This window comes from Kitasatospora sp. NPDC004745, from assembly GCF_042873275.1.
In the GTDB taxonomy this organism is placed as follows: domain Bacteria; phylum Actinomycetota; class Actinomycetes; order Streptomycetales; family Streptomycetaceae; genus Kitasatospora.
The window spans coordinates 766,086-782,515 of the sequence record NZ_JBIALK010000001.1; the positions used below are offsets into that span (position 1 = coordinate 766,086).

Annotated in this window: 15 protein-coding genes and 1 rRNA gene; 7 read left to right on the top strand and 9 right to left on the bottom strand. The window is 72.1% G+C overall.

Features of this window, described 5'->3' with window-relative positions:
* Positions 1-311 precede the first annotated feature (311 nt).
* Positions 312-1,253, bottom strand: coding sequence for a hypothetical protein (locus ACFYUY_RS03380; protein WP_387897456.1), 942 nt, complete (start codon positions 1,251-1,253; stop codon positions 312-314).
* Between the two features lie 570 nt (positions 1,254-1,823).
* Here ACFYUY_RS03380 and ACFYUY_RS03385 point away from each other — a divergent pair.
* The gene (locus tag ACFYUY_RS03385; RefSeq protein ID WP_280679710.1) at positions 1,824-2,087 is read left to right on the top strand and encodes a DUF397 domain-containing protein; all 264 of its coding nucleotides are present in this window, start codon (positions 1,824-1,826) and stop codon (positions 2,085-2,087) included.
* A gap of 343 nt (positions 2,088-2,430) precedes the next feature.
* On the opposite strand, the gene ACFYUY_RS03390 is transcribed toward ACFYUY_RS03385, so the two are convergent.
* A complete protein-coding gene (locus tag ACFYUY_RS03390; protein WP_360221927.1) occupies positions 2,431-2,952 on the bottom strand; it encodes an ATP-binding protein in 522 nt (173 codons plus the stop codon).
* A gap of 417 nt (positions 2,953-3,369) precedes the next feature.
* Here ACFYUY_RS03390 and ACFYUY_RS03395 point away from each other — a divergent pair, with 417 nt between their 5' ends.
* Positions 3,370-4,236 carry a helix-turn-helix transcriptional regulator gene (locus ACFYUY_RS03395; RefSeq protein ID WP_360221925.1) on the top strand — a complete coding sequence of 289 codons (867 nt, stop codon included), beginning with the start codon at positions 3,370-3,372 and terminating at the stop codon, positions 4,234-4,236.
* 115 nt (positions 4,237-4,351) lie between these two features.
* Here the strand turns inward: ACFYUY_RS03395 and ACFYUY_RS03400 are convergent, their stop codons facing one another.
* Together ACFYUY_RS03400 and ACFYUY_RS03405 are read right to left on the bottom strand one after the other, a co-directional pair.
* A complete protein-coding gene (locus tag ACFYUY_RS03400; RefSeq protein ID WP_360221922.1) occupies positions 4,352-4,957 on the bottom strand; it encodes a TetR/AcrR family transcriptional regulator in 606 nt (201 codons plus the stop codon).
* Positions 4,958-5,197: 240 nt separating this feature from the next.
* A complete protein-coding gene (locus ACFYUY_RS03405; RefSeq protein WP_387897461.1) occupies positions 5,198-6,712 on the bottom strand; it encodes an MFS transporter in 1,515 nt (504 codons plus the stop codon).
* Positions 6,713-6,799: 87 nt separating this feature from the next.
* Between ACFYUY_RS03405 and ACFYUY_RS03410 the strand changes: the two genes are divergently transcribed.
* Positions 6,800-7,294, top strand: a complete 495-nt coding sequence (locus tag ACFYUY_RS03410) for a MarR family winged helix-turn-helix transcriptional regulator (protein WP_387897463.1) — start codon at positions 6,800-6,802, stop codon at positions 7,292-7,294.
* Positions 7,295-7,398: 104 nt separating this feature from the next.
* Here ACFYUY_RS03410 and ACFYUY_RS03415 read toward each other — a convergent pair whose 3' ends face one another.
* From ACFYUY_RS03415 to ACFYUY_RS03435, 5 genes are all read right to left on the bottom strand, one after another.
* Positions 7,399-8,346 (bottom strand): M56 family metallopeptidase, encoded by a 948-nt coding sequence (locus ACFYUY_RS03415; protein ID WP_387897466.1) that lies wholly within the window; start codon positions 8,344-8,346, stop codon positions 7,399-7,401.
* Positions 8,347-8,608: 262 nt separating this feature from the next.
* Positions 8,609-9,172 (bottom strand): DUF5134 domain-containing protein, encoded by a 564-nt coding sequence (locus ACFYUY_RS03420; protein ID WP_387897468.1) that lies wholly within the window; start codon positions 9,170-9,172, stop codon positions 8,609-8,611.
* Between the two features lie 155 nt (positions 9,173-9,327).
* The gene (locus ACFYUY_RS03425; RefSeq protein ID WP_387897471.1) at positions 9,328-10,086 is read right to left on the bottom strand and encodes an amino acid ABC transporter ATP-binding protein; all 759 of its coding nucleotides are present in this window, start codon (positions 10,084-10,086) and stop codon (positions 9,328-9,330) included.
* A 118-nt stretch (positions 10,087-10,204) separates the two neighbouring features.
* Complete coding sequence (locus tag ACFYUY_RS03430) at positions 10,205-11,107, bottom strand: amino acid ABC transporter permease (RefSeq protein WP_387897522.1); 903 nt, start codon at positions 11,105-11,107, stop codon at positions 10,205-10,207.
* Positions 11,104-11,997 carry an ABC transporter substrate-binding protein gene (locus ACFYUY_RS03435; protein ID WP_387897473.1) on the bottom strand — a complete coding sequence of 298 codons (894 nt, stop codon included), beginning with the start codon at positions 11,995-11,997 and terminating at the stop codon, positions 11,104-11,106. The genes ACFYUY_RS03430 and ACFYUY_RS03435 overlap by 4 nt, the downstream gene beginning before the upstream one ends.
* Positions 11,998-12,668: 671 nt before the next feature.
* Between ACFYUY_RS03435 and ACFYUY_RS03440 the strand changes: the two genes are divergently transcribed.
* The 4 genes from ACFYUY_RS03440 to ACFYUY_RS03455 form a co-directional block, all read left to right on the top strand.
* Positions 12,669-14,069 (top strand): DUF6421 family protein, encoded by a 1,401-nt coding sequence (locus tag ACFYUY_RS03440; protein ID WP_360221901.1) that lies wholly within the window; start codon positions 12,669-12,671, stop codon positions 14,067-14,069.
* On the top strand, positions 14,066-14,824 hold the full coding sequence (locus ACFYUY_RS03445; RefSeq protein WP_360221898.1) for an SDR family NAD(P)-dependent oxidoreductase: 759 nt from the start codon (positions 14,066-14,068) through the stop codon (positions 14,822-14,824). Before ACFYUY_RS03440 ends, ACFYUY_RS03445 begins: the two co-directional genes overlap by 4 nt.
* A complete protein-coding gene (locus ACFYUY_RS03450; RefSeq protein WP_360221895.1) occupies positions 14,821-15,897 on the top strand; it encodes a low specificity L-threonine aldolase in 1,077 nt (358 codons plus the stop codon). Before ACFYUY_RS03445 ends, ACFYUY_RS03450 begins: the two co-directional genes overlap by 4 nt.
* 443 nt (positions 15,898-16,340) lie before the next feature.
* Positions 16,341-16,430 (top strand): 16S ribosomal RNA (locus tag ACFYUY_RS03455); the annotation flags it as partial.

Sequence of the window (16,430 nt, forward strand, 5' to 3'; positions counted from 1 at the left end):
TGGCGAGAATGATCGTTTCCGCTGTCCGTCATGATCCGAAATGATCGTTTTCCCGCAACGGCGCTACGGGTGCGCACAACTGGCCGCGCCTCAGGAAACGGCTGACGACGCGTCGGGGTGTGATCGGGTGCGTCCGCGATGCGGGAGGCGCGGCCGATTCCCGGCCGCCGGCCCGCGCCCCGGGCAGAACCGATCAAACATCAACAGAACGGACATCGCGCCTATTCACGCCTTAACTCCCGTACGGGGCAAGCCGGAAGGGCCCGGAACGAAGCCGTTCCGGGCCCTTCGGTGCGCGTGGTGTCCCGCTACTACTCCTCGGGCCCCCCGGCGGCGGCGTGGGCGCCGTGGGTGCCCTCAGCGGCCTCCGCGGCGGCCTCCGCCTCGGCCTGGGCCAGCTCCTCCGGGGAGGGCGCCGGCAGCGCGGCCAGGTAGGTCGAGGCGATCAGCTGGCCGACCGTCGGGTAGGCGCCCAGCGGAGCGGCGGACGGGCAGCCCGTCTCCTCGGCGGCCGTCGCGAGCAGCTCGGAGTCGGCCTCCGGGCCGATCACCAGCGGGGCCAGCGCGGGGCGCAGGGAGCCGGTCTCCTTGAGGTGGTTGACGGCCGCGGCCACCGAGCCGGGCACGTCGAGCGCGGCGGGGATGACCGGGACGGCCAGCCGGGCCGCCAGCAGTACGCCGGTGATGCCGGCCGCCGCGGCGGCCTCCTCGCCGCCGACGGTGGTCAGGACCACGCCGTCCGCGGCGGTCGCGATGGCGAACAGCCTGGCCCGGTCGGCGCGGGCCAGCCCGGCCTCGGACAGGCGCACGTGGACGGCCTCGGCGAGCAGCGGGTGCGGGCCGAGCACGTCGGTGACGGACGCGCCGTACTCCGCTGCGAGGGCGTGGAGTTCGGTCAGGAAGCCGTGCGGGCCGGGGACCAGCGGGACCACGACGGGCGCCGGCAGGCCGGCCTCGGCGGCCATGGCCAGGAGCTCGGCGACGGTGCGGTCCTCGCTGTCGTCGGCCTCGGTGTTCCCACCGGGGAGGTAGCCGACCGCGGTGCGGACGCCGGCCTGCTCGCTGCGGACGATCGACAGCAGTTCCTCGACGACCGAGCGGGACTCGGGCCCTGCGGTCGCGGGCACGGCCAGCACCAGGGCCGGGGCGCCGGTCGGAATCTCGGGGCGCTCGGGACGGCGGTGGCGCCCCCGCGCACGGGAGCCTGGAGTGCGGACGGGCAGTGGCGCGCCCGGGATGGCTGCGGTGCTCATGCCGGAGATCGTAGGACATCGGCCGGTCGGGCCTGCAGTCGGCTGCCGTTCGGGTTCCGCGCGGCCGCGGTGCGCGCGCGGTGCGCGACGTGTGCCGATCCGGGCGGATCCACAGCAATGCGGACATATCTCACCCAACCCCCGGAAGGGCTCCGGTGGTTGCCGTGACGTCCCGGACGGGGCTGCGCGTTGCACGTGCGGTGCGTGAGATGTCTCACAGCACGGAGGTGCTGTCCGATGCGTCTGACGGAGGGTCACAGGAGTGCGACTCCCGGCATTCGAAGATCAACATTCAGCGGGGGTCCGCTCACGGCCGGTTATCGGGACTTCGTCGATTCAGTCGGCTATGTCCGTTTACGTACCGTCAGGAAAAGGGTCCGTGAAGAGTTCGGGGCCGCCGGTGAAAAGCATCGTGCACCTGCAACGTCCCGTGCTGATGCACGTGCACTGCAGCTATCATCGCGTCAAGTGAGGCGTTGTTCCGGGCCGGTACGGGGCCGGTCCGTTCGTTCGGCGGGTGCCGGGGGCGCCGCGCTGGACGACCACTCCGGAGCTCTTCGGGAGATTTCTATGCACGACTCGCAGGACACGCACGGCTCGTACGACACCTACAACGGGATGGCGGCCGCCGACCTCAAGGGGGTGGTCTGGCAGAAGAGCCTGCACAGCAACTCCCAGGGGAACTGCGTCGAGTTCGCGGCCCTGCCGGGGGGCGATGTGGCGATGCGCAACTCGCGTTTCCCGGAAGGTCCGGCGCTCATCTACACCCGTGCCGAGATCGCCGCCCTGCTGCTGGGGGCCAAGGACGGGGAGTTCGACCACCTGGCGGTCTGACCGGCCGCCGCATCGCCATCGGGGGGCCGTCGTGGGTGCTGACACCACGACGGCCTTTGTCTTTTCCGGTGCGCTTTCCGGTAATGGCGCGGGGGTGCCCGCCCGGATTCCGCCGCGAGCGGTGTTCCACCGGAATTCCGCCGTGCCGCCGGCGCCGGAACACGCGGCCCGAACTGCACGGGAATGTGTCGCACGGCCTCTTCGGCGGATCGCCGCGGCCGATCGGCCCGCGGGGCGTGCCGGGGCCGGTAAGGAGGTCGCGCCCGGTTCGTCGCGCCGGTCCGCGCGGCCCGGGGTGCCGTCCTCCCGGTGCCGTCGGCGGCCGGCCGCGCGCCGCCCGGCCCTAGGCCGAGCGCCGGTGCCGTCCACCGAGTTCGGAGCCGACGAGCGGCTCCGCCTCGAACAGGGCCCAGACGACCTTGCCGCTGCCCAGCGGGTGCCAGCCCCAGGACTGGCTGAACGACTCCACCAGGTGGAGTCCGCGGCCGGACTCGGCGACGAAGTCCGCCTCGCGGGCGACCGGGCCGATGCTGCTCGGGTCGCTCACCGCACAGACCACCTGGGGGGAGCGGTGGACGAGGCTTATTCGGATCGGCAGCCGGCCGTCCGCGGTGGGCTGTGTGGGAAAGTCGTACTCGCCCGGGGCGCCGCCCGTCGGGTCGGGCCGTGCGCCGACCGCATGCCGCAGCGCGTTGGTCACCAGTTCCGAGGCCACCAGTGCGACGTCGTCGAACAGCTCCATCAGGCCCCAGCGCTGAAGCGAGGTTCTGGCGAAGTCGCGTGCGGTTCTGACGGCTTCGAAGCGAGGAGCGAGCGTACAGGTGACCACATGGGGGTCAACCGCCAAAGCCGTACCGGTGCTCATGAAGAGCTCCTCCCATAAGGGGGCGGACACGGCTGGACCCGCCGGGGTCATGCCGGTCACCTCCGACTCGCTCGGCCGCTCGGCCGCCCCCTCGACCAGGCGCGCGCGCACTCGAACGCCCGGTGGCGCGGGGACGCTGCCGAGTCGGTGCACGGAGTCGCGCGTGGGGTCGACGCGGAGCCCGCGGGATTGCCAGGGATGTGCAGGTGCACGTGCACCATGGTGGTGTGCGCTCACTGCAGATGCAAGAGTCGATTCACGTGCAGTCGCACTATTGGCATATGCAAGCGCCGTCTGCACGTGCATCCTGGTACGTGGAGTGCGGAACTGATAGGAACATCCGTCAGTATCGGCACCGTGAGCGCTCAACTGATGGCAGACTGTGCGCTGTTTGCCCTAGGTGGAGGTTTCGACCGCATGACCACAGTTCAGCCGGGCGGCGGCTCGATGGTCCGCCGGATCCTCCTCGGCTCCCAGTTGCGCCGACTGCGCGAGACGCGCGGCATCACGCGCGAGGATGCCGGCTACGCGATCCGCGCCTCCGAGTCCAAGATCAGTCGGATGGAACTCGGCCGCGTCAGCTTCAAGGAGCGCGACGTCGCCGACCTGCTCAGCCTGTACGGGGTGGACGACGGCATCGAGCGGGAGGCCCTGCTCGGCCTGGTCCGCGAGGCGAACAAGTCCGGTTGGTGGCACAGCTTCAACGACGTGCTGCCGGGATGGTTCCAGACCTACGTCGGCCTGGAGGAGGCCGCCCAGCTGATCCGCACCTACGAGGTGCAGTTCATCCCCGGACTGCTGCAGTCCGAGGAGTACGCACGGGCGGTTTTCGGCCAGAGTCGGCCGGTCATCAGCGAGGAGGAGGTCGAGCGGCGGGTCAGCCTCCGCCTGCGCCGCCAGAAGCTGCTGACCGAGGGCGCCAATCCGCGCCTGTGGGCGGTGATCGACGAGGCCGCCCTGCGCCGTCCGGTCGGCGGGCCCAAGGTGATGCGCGGTCAGGTGCAGTACCTGATCGACGTCGCCGAGCAGGCCAACGTCGTCATCCAGGTCATGCCCTTCCGCTTCGGTGCGCACGCGGGCGAGTCCGGGGCGTTCACGATCCTGCGCTTCCCGGAGCAGGACCTCGCGGACGTGGTCTACCTGGAGCAGCTCACCAGTGCGCTGTACCTGGACAAGCGGGACGACGTCGACGCCTACATCCAGGTCATGGAGCGGCTCTGCGTGGACAGCCTCACGCCCGAGCGCACCATAGACCTGCTGGCCTCGATCCTGAAGGAGCGCTGAGCCGCCGCCCGGCGGGGCCGCCCGACGGCCCGTCCGTGACCGGTGCTCCGCGCTCCGCCCCCGCCCCGGTTCCAGCCCCCGTCCGGCCCCGTGCCGTCGAGCCGCCCTCCCGCCGTCAACCGCGGGCCGGCGGCCGTTCGCGTTCCGGCGGCGCCGCCTGCGGGGGGCGGCCCAGCTCCCAGGGCAGTTCGTAGCGGCGGAACAGGTCGGCCCGGATCGGCGCGAGCGGGAGCTCGGCGCCCGGCAGCAGCACGCCTATGCAGCCGCCCATCAGCGCGCTGCGCAGGACGGCGTGTTCGGCGGTCGGATCGGGGGCGCCCCAGTCCGCGAGCAGGCCCTGCAGGATCGCGCCGAGCTGCTGCTGCTCCGGATCCTGGACGAAGGCCCCGGTGTCCGGGTCCAGGATCAGCGCGAGGTGCGAGCGCATGACCCGCGGGTGCTCCATCGCTAGGGCCAGGACGGCGTCTATCGCGCGGGCGAGCCGGGCCTCCGGCGAGGCGCCCGGAGCCAGTTCGGCGAGGGCGCCGGAAAGGGCCTGGTGCATCATCCGGTGGGTGGCGGACTGCATCAGCAGCCGTTTGCCGTCGAAGTAGTACGAGAGCAGCCCGCGGGCGAGTCCGGCCCGCTCGGCGATGTCGGTCAGCGTGGTGCCCGCGTATCCGCGCTGGTCGACGAGTTCGACGGTGGCCCGCATGATGCGCCGCCGGGAGCGCTGCCGCATCTCCTCATTGACCGAATCCCCCCGAGGTGCCATCGTGTCTGCTCCGAACGTTCGTTGGCTGCGAGCCAATATACTTGCGGAGCCGAGGGTCGCACCGTGTGGTCGCGTGCTGGTCGGGCGCCGCTCGGCGCCGGTCCCGCGACCGGTACGAAGACGGCCGGCTCCACCAAGACGGGGGTTTGGTGGAGCCGGCGACATCGCCGATGGCCGCCGGGGGGCGGCCAGGGTGGCGACCGAGGCTCAGCGGGTGGTCAGCACTTCCTCCCGGGTCTCCTTCGAACCGGCTGACGAGTCATCATAGTCGGCCGAGGTCAGGGGGGTTGAATTCCTGCGCCGGTCCGTCAGGGCGCCCGCCGCGGCGATCAGCAGTCCGAGCAGCGCGACCGCGGTGACGAACGCCAGGGCCGGCCGGTAGCCGTCCAGCTGGGCCTGCGGGCTGTCGCCGCCGGCGCTGCCGGCCGTGATCATCGCGGTCGCCCCGGCCAGGACCACGGCGGTGCCGACCTGGATCGCGGTGTTGACCAGTCCGGAGGCCAGGCCCTGCTCCTCGTCGTCCACCCCGTCGGTGGCGGCGATGTTCACCGAGGGGAAGGCCAGCGCGAAGCCGACGCCGAGCAGCAGCATCGAGGGCAGCACCAGGCCGAGGTACGAGCTGTGCTCGTCCAGCCGCAGGAACAGCGCGAACGCGCCGACCAGGGCGACCAGGCCGATCGGCAGCAGCCGGCCGGTGCCGAAGCGGTCCACGATCGGGCCCATGAACGGTGCCGAGAGCGCGATGAAGGCGCCGGCCGGCAGCAGTCCGAGCGCCATCTGGAGTGCCGACCAGCCGAGCAGGTGCTGCAGGTAGAGGGTCACGACGAACTGGAACCCGCCGTACGCACCGGTCATCGCGAAGGCGATCACGTTGGCCCGGGCGACCGAGCCGTTGCGGAAGATGCCGAGCCGGACGAGCGGGTGGGCGGTACGGCTCTCGATCAGCAGGAAGGCGGCGGCCAGCGCGAGGACCACGACCAGGGAGCCCAGCGTGCGGGCGCTCAGCCAGCCGGCGCCCTGCGCCTCGGTGACGGTGAAGACCAGTAGCAGGACGGTCGCGGTGCCGGTGATCGCGCCGAGCACGTCGTAGCCGCCCTTGGCCTTCTCCTCGACGGGGCGGGGGAGCAGGCGGACCGCGAAGAGCAGGGCGAGCAGCGCGACCGGCACGGGCATCAGGAAGGTCCAGCGCCAGCCGACGGAGGTGAGCAGGCCGCTGAGCACGAGGCCGAGCGAGAAGCCGCTGGCGCCGCAGGTGGTGTAGATGGACAGGGCCCGGTTGCGGGCGGGGCCCTCGGCGAAGGTCGTGGTGATGATCGACAGGCCGGCGGGAGCGGTGAAGGCGGCGCTGACGCCCTTGAGGAAGCGGGCCGCGATCAGCAGGCCGCCGTCGTCGACCAGGCCGCCGACGAGGGAGGCGGCGGCGAAGACGCCCAGCGCGACGAGGAAGACCCGGCGACGGCCGAGCAGGTCGGCGGCGCGGCCGCCGAGCAGCAGCAGGCCTCCGTAGCCGAGCACGTAGCCGGAGACCACCCACTGCAGGGCGGAGGTGGAGAGGTGCAGCTCGGAGCCGATGGAGGGGAGGGCGACGCCCACCATGGAGACGTCCAGGGCGTCCAGGAACATGGCGGCGCAGAGCACGATGAGGGTGCCCCAGAGGCGGGGGGTCCAGTTCAGCCCGCTGGTTGACGGGGCGTCGGGTGGCGTGGCGGTCGCGGTGGTCATGGGGAGGACAGTACATGCGTGTGCATTCAATGCAAATGAATAAGATGTGAACACATATGTTGCCGATGCATGTGCTACCGTGGCGGCGTGGCTGAACTCGACTCCCCGGCGGAGGCCGGTCTCGTCGCGCAGTGGCGCGACCTGCTGGCCCGGCACGCCGCCACGGCCTGCATGCTCGACCGCGAGCTGGGCGAGAAGTGCGGGCTGGGCATGAGCGAGTTCGAGGTGCTGGAACGCCTGGCCGAAGCGTGCTCGGGAGAGGGCCGGCCCACCGTGCGGGTCCAGGAGCTGGGCCACACCGTCCACCTCAGCCAGAGCGCGCTCTCCCGGCTGATCGCCCGACTGGAGAAGGCCGGACTGGTCACCCGGGCGATGTGCGAGAGCGACCGGCGCGGCATCATGCTCACCCTGACCGAGGCCGGCAAGGAGCGGTACCTGCAGGCCAGGCCGCTGCACCGCGAGGTGCTCGAACTGACCCTGGGCGGGCCGATCGGACCGTCCGGGTCGAGTGCGTCGTCCGGGCCGAGTGGGTCGTCCGGGCCGAGTGGGTCGACCGCTTCGGGCGGGACGGTCGAGGGGTAGCCCGGACCGGCCGCATGACGTTCCGTCAGCCGTGCTGCAGGTACTGCCTTTTCGATCGACCGGGGCGACGTTTCCGCGCGCCCGCGGGCCGGTGGTGGCCGCCCTCAGAACTGCGAGACCAGCCCCGGAGCGACCGCCAGCAGCACGGCGGCGGCGGGCGCGGCGAGGGCCACCAGGGTGAGCCGGAGCCGGTGCGGGACGGACAGCCGCGGCCGGCCGGCGAGCAGCCGGTCGACCCGGCGGGGGGACTGCGCCAGCCCCGGCGGGCAGGAGCCGAACACCCCGCGGTCCAGGTTGATCTCGGCCAGCGCGAGGGCGGTGGTGTGCCGGCCGTGCCGCCGTGCCGCCCGGTCGTCGGCCGCCAGCTCGACCAGCTCCGCCACCTGGTCCCGGAAGGCGCTGAACACGCCGACGCCCGGGAAGCCCGAGGCCAGCGCCTGCGACGCCTGCTGCAGCCAGTGGTGCCGGGCCCGGACGTGCCCGCGCTCGTGGCTCAGGACGGCGGCCAGCTCCCGATCGGTCAACTGTTGGAGCGCGCCGGTGGTCACCACCAGGCGGGAGTCGGGGCCCGGCAGCGACCAGGCCTCCGGGCGGACGCTCTCCAGGACCACCAGCCGCTCCCGGCGGTTCCGGGCGGCAGCGATGGCCTCGGGCAACTCCGGAGCCCGGCTGGTCAGTTGGGCGTGCCGACGATCGCGCACCGCCTTGGCCGTCCGGACCTCCCGGGTGAGCGCGAAAGCCGTCTGCAACCCGCCCGCCGCCAGCACCGCGGCGCACAGCCGGCCCCAGCCCTCGGCGTCCTGCAGACCGTACGCGGCCTCGACGCCGTGCGGGGCCCCCGCGAAGACCAGGGCGCGCAGCTCGGGCAGGGCGGCGGACGCGGCCAGCAGCAGGCTCAGGACGCAGCACAGCAGCACGGCGACGACGAGGCACTGCCACACCAGCAGCGCCAGTACCGGTTCTCGCTCCACCCAGCGGGCCCGGGCCAGCAGCCGGGGCGCGACGGTCGAGAGCAGCAGTCCGAGCAGCAGCAGACCGATCAGGGCAGGCATCGCATGGGCTCCCCGAGTACGCACGGAACGCGACGAGGCGCTCCCTGCCAACCTATGCGCTGGCGACGTCCGGAGGAACGGCTTTCGACCGGCCAGTGACCAACGCCACGCGAGGGGCGGGGCCTTGGCTCCGAGCGGCACCCCTCCGGCGGGCGCGGGCGCGGGCACGGGCGCAGGCACAGGAGCGGGCTCGGGCGTTGGTTCGGGCACGGATACGGACACGGGCACGGCCGCGGTTCCGCGTCTGCGGGGAGGGGTCGGCTCACATCGTCAGCAGCATGGCGAACATGCCGATCCCCATGGTGAGGCGGCAGGCCCGCGGCAGTCCGGCGGCGCCCACCACCAGGGTTCCGGCGGAGGTGTGCAGGAGCCGGGCGCCGGCCCAGAGCGAGTACCCGCCGAAGTAGAGCAGCAGAGCGCCGGTCACCAGCGGCGTTCCGGCGCCGGGTCCGTGGTGGTGGCCGGTGCCGGCGGTCATCGCGAGGGCCATGTAGGTCATGGCGAGGGCGCCCACCGCGTGGTGCAGCCGGTGCGCCCGGCGGGCCGGGGCGTGTGCGGCGGCGAGCAGGAAGACCGCGGCCGGGAGCCCGAACAGCGAGGCCCAGACGGCGGCCGGGACGGCTCCACCGGTGACGGCCATCGCCGCCATGCCCAGCCCCATCAGGGCCTCGGCGGCGTCCGACTCGCGGGCGATCAGTCGGCGGGTGCCGGCGCGGGGCGGGGCGCCCGCGGTGCAGGGGGAGCGGCGGAGCCGGGTGAGGCAGTAGGCCCCGGCGGCCGCGGTGAGCAGGGCCAGCAGCCAGCTGATCAGGACGGGTCCGTGCAACGGCGGCCTCCCCCGCGATCGGTGACGGGTGGCCCCGTCCCGTCCACGATCACGGTTGCCGCCGGGGCGCGGCCAGGGCGCGCACCGGGGCGCACGGTGGTGTCGGCCGGGGTGCGTCCTCGGGCGCGCACCCCGCCGTACCCGCTCCGGCAGGATCAGCCCTGCAGCCGGCCCGAGGCGACGACCCGGCTGAGGAACTGCCGCGTCCGTTCCTCCCTCGGGTCGCCGAGGACCTGCTCCGGCGGTCCCTGTTCGAGGACCACGCCGTCGTCCAGGAAGCAGACCTGGTCGGCCACCTCGCGGGCGAACCCCATCTCGTGGGTCGAGAGGACCATCGTCATCCCCTGTTCCTTGAGGTCGCGCACCACCGAGAGCACCTCGCCGACCAGGACCGGGTCGAGGGCCGCGGTGATCTCGTCGAGCAGCAGCAGCCGCGGCCCGGTGGCGAGCGCCCGCACGATGGCGACGCGCTGCTGCTGGCCGCCCGAGAGCCGGTCCGGGTACTCCCGGGCCTTCGCCGCCAGCCCGAGCCGCTCCAGCAGTTCCAGTGCCTTCGCCTCCGCCTGGGCCCGCGCGAGCCGGTGCACCCGGCGCGGGGCCAGCGTGATGTTCTCCAGCACGGTCAGGTGCGGGAAGAGGTTGTAGGACTGGAAGACCACCCCGATCCGCCGCCGGACGGCGTCCTCGTCGGTCCGGGGGTCGGTGATCTCCTCGCCGTCCAGGAAGATCGCCCCGTCGTCGATCCCCTCCAGCAGGTTGACGCACCGCATCAGGGTGGACTTGCCCGAGCCGGACGCGCCGATCAGCGCCGTCACCGAGTGCTCGGGCACGGTGAGGTCCACGTCGCGCAGCACGACCTGGCCGCCGTAGGTCTTGCGCACCGACTCCAGCCGGAGCACGTCGGCCGTGCTCATCCGCTCACCTCACCCGTTCGGCCGCACCGCTCGGCCGGCCACCCCGTCTCGTACCCGCCGGTCCGGCGCCCGCCGTGCCGGCCCCGCCCGCGGCGCTGCCCCCGCCCGCCGCGCGCGTTCACACCGCACCGCCCTGGAACCGCCGGCGGTTCGTCCTGGCCGTCAGCCAGTCCGCGAACCGGGTCAGCGGAATGGTCAGCACGATGAACACCAGACCCGCCACCAGGTAGGGCGTGAAGTTGAACGACCGGGCCGCGATGATCTTCGCCGCGTACACGGCGTCGATCGCCCCGCCGATCGAGACGAGTCCGGTGTCCTTCTGCAGGCTCACCAGGTTGTTCAGCAGCGGCGGCACCACCCGTCGGACGGCCTGCGGCAGCACCACGTACCGCATGGCCTGCGCGTTGGTGAGCCCCAGCGAACGGGCCGCGGCGCGCTGGCTCGGGTGCACGGACTCGATCCCGGAGCGGAACACCTCCGACACGTACGCCGAGTACGTCAGCACCAGGGCCGCCCCGCCGAGCAGCAGCGGGTCGGTGGTCACGCCGGTGAGCCGGAGCGCCGGCACCCCGGTGATCATCACCAGCAGGCAGATGATCATCGGCAGTCCGAGGAAGAAGTCCACGTACGCGGTGGCCAGCAGCCGGACCGGCAGGAACACCGGCCCGCGCAGCGTCCGCAGCACCGCCAGCAGCAGCCCGAACACCAGGATGAGGGCCCCGCAGCCGAGCATCAGCTCCAGGTTCAGCCGCAGGCCCTTCAGCACCTCGGGCAGCGCCTGGCGGGCGTAGTCGGCGCTGAGGAACGTCCGGCGGGTCACCTCCCAACCGGGCGAGTTGACCACCAGCAGGTAGAGCACGAGCGCCGTCGCCAGGGTGGACGCGGTGGCGATCAGCGCCGACCGCCGGGCCCGGCCGCGCCGGTACGCCTCGTGCGCCAGTCGCCGTTCGGACGGGCGGTAGTCGTCGCCCCCGTCCTTCGCCGGTGCCACCGCCCCGGTGGCCGTCGCCTCGCCGCTCACTTGAGCACCGGTGCCGAGACGGCGTCGGAGAGCCACTGCTTCTCCAGCTTGGCCAGGGTGCCGTCGGAGCGCAGCGCGTCGACCGCCCGGGAGACGCAGCCGGTCAGCTGCGAGCCCTTGTCCAGGACCAGGCCGAACTGCTCGCCCTGCGAGGCGCCCTCGAACTGCCCGACCACCTGTGCCTCCGGCACCTCGGCGCCGGTGATGTAGAAGGCGGTGGGCAGGTCCACCACGAGTGCCTCGACCTGGCCGTTCTTGAGCGCGGCCTTGGCGAGGTCGTTGGAGTCGAACACGGCCGGCTGGACGCTCGGCTTGATGGTGCCGGTGATGGTGTCGAGGCTGGTGGTGCCGACCTGTGCGCCCAGCTTGGCGCCCTTGAGGTCGGCGATGCTCTTCGCCCCCGCGGCCTTGGAGTTCTTCAGGGCGATGACCGCCTGGCGCACGTCGTAGTAGCCGGAGGAGAAGTCGACGGCCTGCTTGCGCTCGCTGCTGACGGACACCTGGTTGATGTCGAAGTCGAAGTCCTTGGCCCCCGGCGAGGTGGCCTTGCCGAAGGGCGCGACCACCCAGGTGACCTTGTCCCTGGGGTACCCGAGCCGGTCCGCGACGGCGTAGGCGACGGCGGACTCGAAGCCCTTGCCGTTCTCCGGCTTGTCCTCGGCGAACCAAGGGCCGTAGGCGGGCTTGTCCGTGCCGACGGTCAGCGTGCCGGCCGTCCGGGTCGCCAGCGCCCCCGGTGCGCAGCCCGCCGCCGTTCCGGCGCTCCCGGACGCGCCCGCGGCGGCCCCGTCGGACTTGGCGTCCTGCGGCGCGCACGCGGTCAGCGCGGCGGCCGCGGCCAGCAGGACGGCGAGGGGCAGGGCGGTGGCGGACGGCTTGCGGAGGGTCATGGCGGGGCTCCAGGGAGAAGGACCGGGCGGGACGGCGGGGGCGGCGGCGCGGGCCGCGAGCCCGGCGGGTCACTTCCCCCCGGTGGCGGCGCCGGAACACACGCGGCATGGTCGGCGTACGGGCCCGCGTCCGCGGCGCCCTTCGAGCCGGATCAGCGACAGCGGCGGCAGCGGCCGCACGCGCGACAGCAGTCGCGACAACGAGAGGGCACCCGGAACAGGTCGGTGTGGCGCTCGGCCACCGTGATCACCGCCGGGAGCATGGCGGGAGGTTCGCATCCCGACGGCGCATCTGTCCAGAACATCCAGAAGCTTGTCCACATGCCGGACAACCGGCCGCGGGCCCAGGTCGCGGCCGCGGTGCCGCGGGGCCCCGACGGACCGTCGGGGGGCGTGCCGCGAGGCCGCGTTGACGCCCGGCCGGCAGTCGGCCCCGGACTCGGCCCCGACCCGCGGCCGGCCCGCCGCCGTCTCGACCTCCGAACCGGCGCGGGACGCGGCGCGGCCCGCCCGGAGCCGACGTGCGGCCGACCCGGGGTCGACGCCGCGCCGAAGCGGAGACGAACCCGGGGCGCCGCCGGAGGTTCGGCGGTCGAGACCCCCTTGAACAGGAGAACCTTTCGTACTTATGGTGTCCCCGTTGAAATAACTCCTGTCGAAGTGAGTCCACGATGCAGAATCTTTCGCCAAGGCTCGCTGCGGCGGCCGACGCTCCGGTCTCGACCCTCGCCGGCCACCCGGCCTGGCTGCGCCTGAAGGAGGCCGTCGAGACGCTGCGCCCGCTGCAGTCCAAGGACGGCTCCATCGACCTCGCCGCCGTGCAGCGGCACACCGTCGACCCGCTGGTGGCCACCGTGCGTGCCGCCGTCGAGGAGCTCGCCCCGCACTTCCCGCACGACGCCGCCTACCTGTCCGCCGTCGACGCCGACCTCGCCAAGTGGGCCGACACCGGCTACCGCGAGCCCGACTTCCTGGACTCGCTGCTGGCCTTCCAGCCCGCGGAGCAGCGCGAGGACGGCCTCGAGCACCTGGTCGTCTTCCCGATGTACACCCAGAACGGCAACCCGGACCGCAACCTGGAAGCCGTCCTGCTGAGCGTCGTGTGGCCCGACTGGCTGGCCGAGCTGGAGCGCACCCGCTTCGACAACCCGATGTTCGTGCCGATCACCTTCACCGACTTCACGGCCGGCTACGACACCAACTCCGCCGTCCTCTTCCCCGAGACGGTCTCCGTGCGCAAGGCGCCGGAACGTTTCACCTGGGGCGGCATCTTCTGTGACCGCGAGGCCGCCCGCTTCCGCGCCGTCACCACCAGCGCCGTCCAGCAGCTCGGCCTGGAGATCCCGGCCGACGCCGAGGGCCTGCTCCAGGACCAGCAGCGCGCGCAGGAGACCTTCGTCCTGTGGGACCTCGTGCACGACCGTACCCACAGCCACGGCGACCTGCCGTTCGACCCCTTCATGATCAAGCAGCGCAGCCCGTTCTGGATGTACGGCCTCGAGGAGCTCCGCTGCGACCTCACCACCTTCAAGGAGGCGGTGAAGCTGGAGGCCGAGGGCAACGCCCACGCCCGCGACGTCCAGTACGCGATCCTCTTCGACCGGATGTTCCGCTTCCCGGTCAGCGGTGACCGCGTGCGCAACTACGACGGCCTCGGCGGTCAGCTGCTCTTCGCCTACCTGCACAAGAACGGCGCGCTGAGCTGGCGCGACAACCGCCTCAGCATCGACTGGGAGCGGGCCCCGCAGGTCACCAACGAGCTGTGCGCCGAGATCGAGACCCTCTACCGCGACGGCATCGACCGGCCCAAGCCGGCCCACTGGATCGCCGCCTACGAGCTGGTCTCCCGCTACCTCACCCCGCACCCCGCCTCCACCTGGGCGAAGGGCTCCGAGGCGCTGCCGCTCGACATCACCGACGGCAAGGCCCTCAACAAGGCGCTGTGCGACGCCGTGCTCCCGGACGAGTTCCCGCTGAGCATGTTCTACGAGGCCCTGTCCAAGAAGCTCGGCGGCGTCATCGCCGCCACCGCCGGCATCACCGGCGCCGGTATCCAGGGAGTCGCCGCGTGACCACGACCGCCAACGCCCCGCTGGCCGGCAAGGTCATCGCCGTCGCCGGAGCCAGCGGCCCGGCCGGTCAGGCCGTGCTGCGCCGCCTGACCGCCGACGGTGCCACCGTGATCGGCGCCGACATCGACGCCCAGCGCCTCGAGTCCGCCCTGGACGCCACCCGGATCGCCGTGCGCGGCGCCAAGGTCAGCGGACAGGTGATCGACCTGCTCGACCCGCAGGAGGTCCACGACTGGGCCGACCACCTGGAGGCCGAGCACGGCCACGTCGACGGCCTGTTCCACCTGGTCGGCGGCTGGCGCGGCAGCAAGACCTTCTTCGACAGCCGGCTGGACGACTGGGACTTCCTGCACGACACCGTCGTGCGGACCCTCCAGCACACCTCGCTGGCCTTCCAGCCCGCGCTGGTCCGCAGCCCCGCCGGCCGGTACGCGATGATCTCCGCCGCGGCCGCCCACAAGCCCACCGCCGGCGGCGCCGCCTACGCGGCCGCCAAGGCGGCCACCGAGGCCTGGACCCTCGCCATGGCGGACTCCTTCAAGAAGGAGACCACCGACCCCGACGGCGAGCCCACCGCCGCTGCTGCGATCCTGGTCATCAAGGCGCTGGTCAGCCCCGAGATGCGGGCCGAGAAGCCGGACGCGAAGTTCGCGGGCTTCACCGACACGGCCGACCTCGCCGGACACCTCGCGGGCCTCTGGGACCGCCCCGCAGCAGAACTGAACGGACAGCACCTGTGGCTGACAGCCCGATGACCGACCCCACCGGCACGGACGCGGTACGGCGGCACGACCCCGCCGTCCGCGGCTTCGCCAGCGACAACTACGCCGGCATCCACCCGGAGGTCCTCGCCGCGATCGCCCTCGCCAACGACGGCCACCAGGTCGCCTACGGCGAGGACGACTACACGACGCACCTCCAGGACGTCTTCCGCCGCCACTTCGGGGACAAGGCCGAGGCCTATCCCGTCTTCAACGGCACCGGCGCCAACGTGGTCGCGCTCCAGGCCCTGCTCCCGCGCTGGGGCGCCGTGGTCGCCGCCGAGACCGCCCACATCAACGTGGACGAGGGCGGCGCCCCCGAGAAGATGGGCGGCATCAAGCTGCTCACCGTCCCCACCCCGGACGGCAAGCTCACCCCCGAGCTGCTCGACCAGCAGGCCTGGGGCTTCGGCGACGAGCACCGCGCGCAGCCGCTCGCGGTCTCGATCACCCAGAGCACCGAGCTCGGCACCCTCTACACCGCCGACGAGATCCGCGCGATCACCGAGCACGCCCACCAGCTCGGCATGCTCGTCCACGTCGACGGCTCCCGCCTGGCCAACGCCGCCGCCTCGCTCGGCCTGCCGCTGCGCGCCTTCACCACGGACGTGGGCGTCGACGTGCTGTCCTTCGGCGGGACGAAGAACGGGCTGATGCTCGGCGAGGTCGTGGTGGTGCTCAACCCCGAGCGGGTGCGCAACATCAAGTACCTGCGCAAGACCTCGATGCAGCTCGCCTCGAAGATGCGCTTCGTCTCCGTGCAGTTCGAGGCGCTGCTCTCCGGCGACCTCTACCTGCGCAACGCCGGCCACGCCAACGCGATGGCCAGCCGCCTGGAGGCCGCCGTCCGCAAGATCGACGGCGTCGAGGTCGTCCGCCCGGTCCAGGCGAACGCGGTGTTCGCGATCCTCCCGCGCGAGGTGAGCGAGCGGCTGCAGAAGCGCTACCGCTTCTACTTCTGGAACGAGCACACCGGCGAGGTGCGCTGGATGTGCGCCTTCGACACCACGGAGGCCGACATCGACGCCTTCGCCGCGGCCATCGCCGAGGAGATGGGCCGCGCCTGACGGTGCCCGAACGACGGATCGTCCCGCCCTGCAGCCGCAGGGCGGGACGATTTGCTTGTGGCGGGCCCGGCCCCGTACAGTTCCGGAGTCGCCGCGAGAGAGCGGGGACAAGCGGAAAGCGAATCCGATGAAATGAAACTCCGGGAAAACGGAGCGGAAAACATCTGATAAGCTGGAAACACGAAAGAACGAAGCGCCCGGAGGGCCTGCTGGAAGGCAGACCGAAGGAAGTGTCCGTTCCTTGAGAACTCAACAGCGTGCCAAAAGTCAACGCCAGATATGTTGACATCCCCGGCCTCGATCGTCTGATCGGGGTTGGAGATTCCTTTTGAAATAAAACACAGCGAGGACGCAGTGCGCGGGATCACCCTATTCCGGTGGTTGCCGTGCCGCTCAACGCGAGTGTGGTCCCGACGCTTCTAGTAAGCACAGTCGGGCAGACATTCACGGAGAGTTTGATCCTGGCTCAGGACGAACGCTGGCGGCGTGCTTAACACATGCAAGTCGAACGGTGAAGCCCTTCGGGGTGGATC

Bases quoted from the DNA above. Each gene is read 5' to 3' on its own strand.
- ACFYUY_RS03385 (WP_280679710.1), top strand. From the start codon at position 1,824: ATGCACGACTCGCAGGACACGCACGGCTCGTACGACACCTACAACGGG.
- ACFYUY_RS03450 (WP_360221895.1), top strand. From the start codon at position 14,821: ATGACCGACCCCACCGGCACGGACGCGGTACGGCGGCACGACCCCGCC.
- ACFYUY_RS03405 (WP_387897461.1), bottom strand. From the start codon at position 6,712: ATGACCACCGCGACCGCCACGCCACCCGACGCCCCGTCAACCAGCGGG.
- ACFYUY_RS03380 (WP_387897456.1), bottom strand. From the start codon at position 1,253: ATGAGCACCGCAGCCATCCCGGGCGCGCCACTGCCCGTCCGCACTCCA.
- ACFYUY_RS03390 (WP_360221927.1), bottom strand. From the start codon at position 2,952: ATGAGCACCGGTACGGCTTTGGCGGTTGACCCCCATGTGGTCACCTGT.
- ACFYUY_RS03400 (WP_360221922.1), bottom strand. From the start codon at position 4,957: ATGCGGCAGCGCTCCCGGCGGCGCATCATGCGGGCCACCGTCGAACTC.
- ACFYUY_RS03440 (WP_360221901.1), top strand. From the start codon at position 12,669: ATGCAGAATCTTTCGCCAAGGCTCGCTGCGGCGGCCGACGCTCCGGTC.
- ACFYUY_RS03435 (WP_387897473.1), bottom strand. From the start codon at position 11,997: ATGACCCTCCGCAAGCCGTCCGCCACCGCCCTGCCCCTCGCCGTCCTG.
- ACFYUY_RS03425 (WP_387897471.1), bottom strand. From the start codon at position 10,086: ATGAGCACGGCCGACGTGCTCCGGCTGGAGTCGGTGCGCAAGACCTAC.
- ACFYUY_RS03395 (WP_360221925.1), top strand. From the start codon at position 3,370: ATGACCACAGTTCAGCCGGGCGGCGGCTCGATGGTCCGCCGGATCCTC.
- ACFYUY_RS03415 (WP_387897466.1), bottom strand. From the start codon at position 8,346: ATGCCTGCCCTGATCGGTCTGCTGCTGCTCGGACTGCTGCTCTCGACC.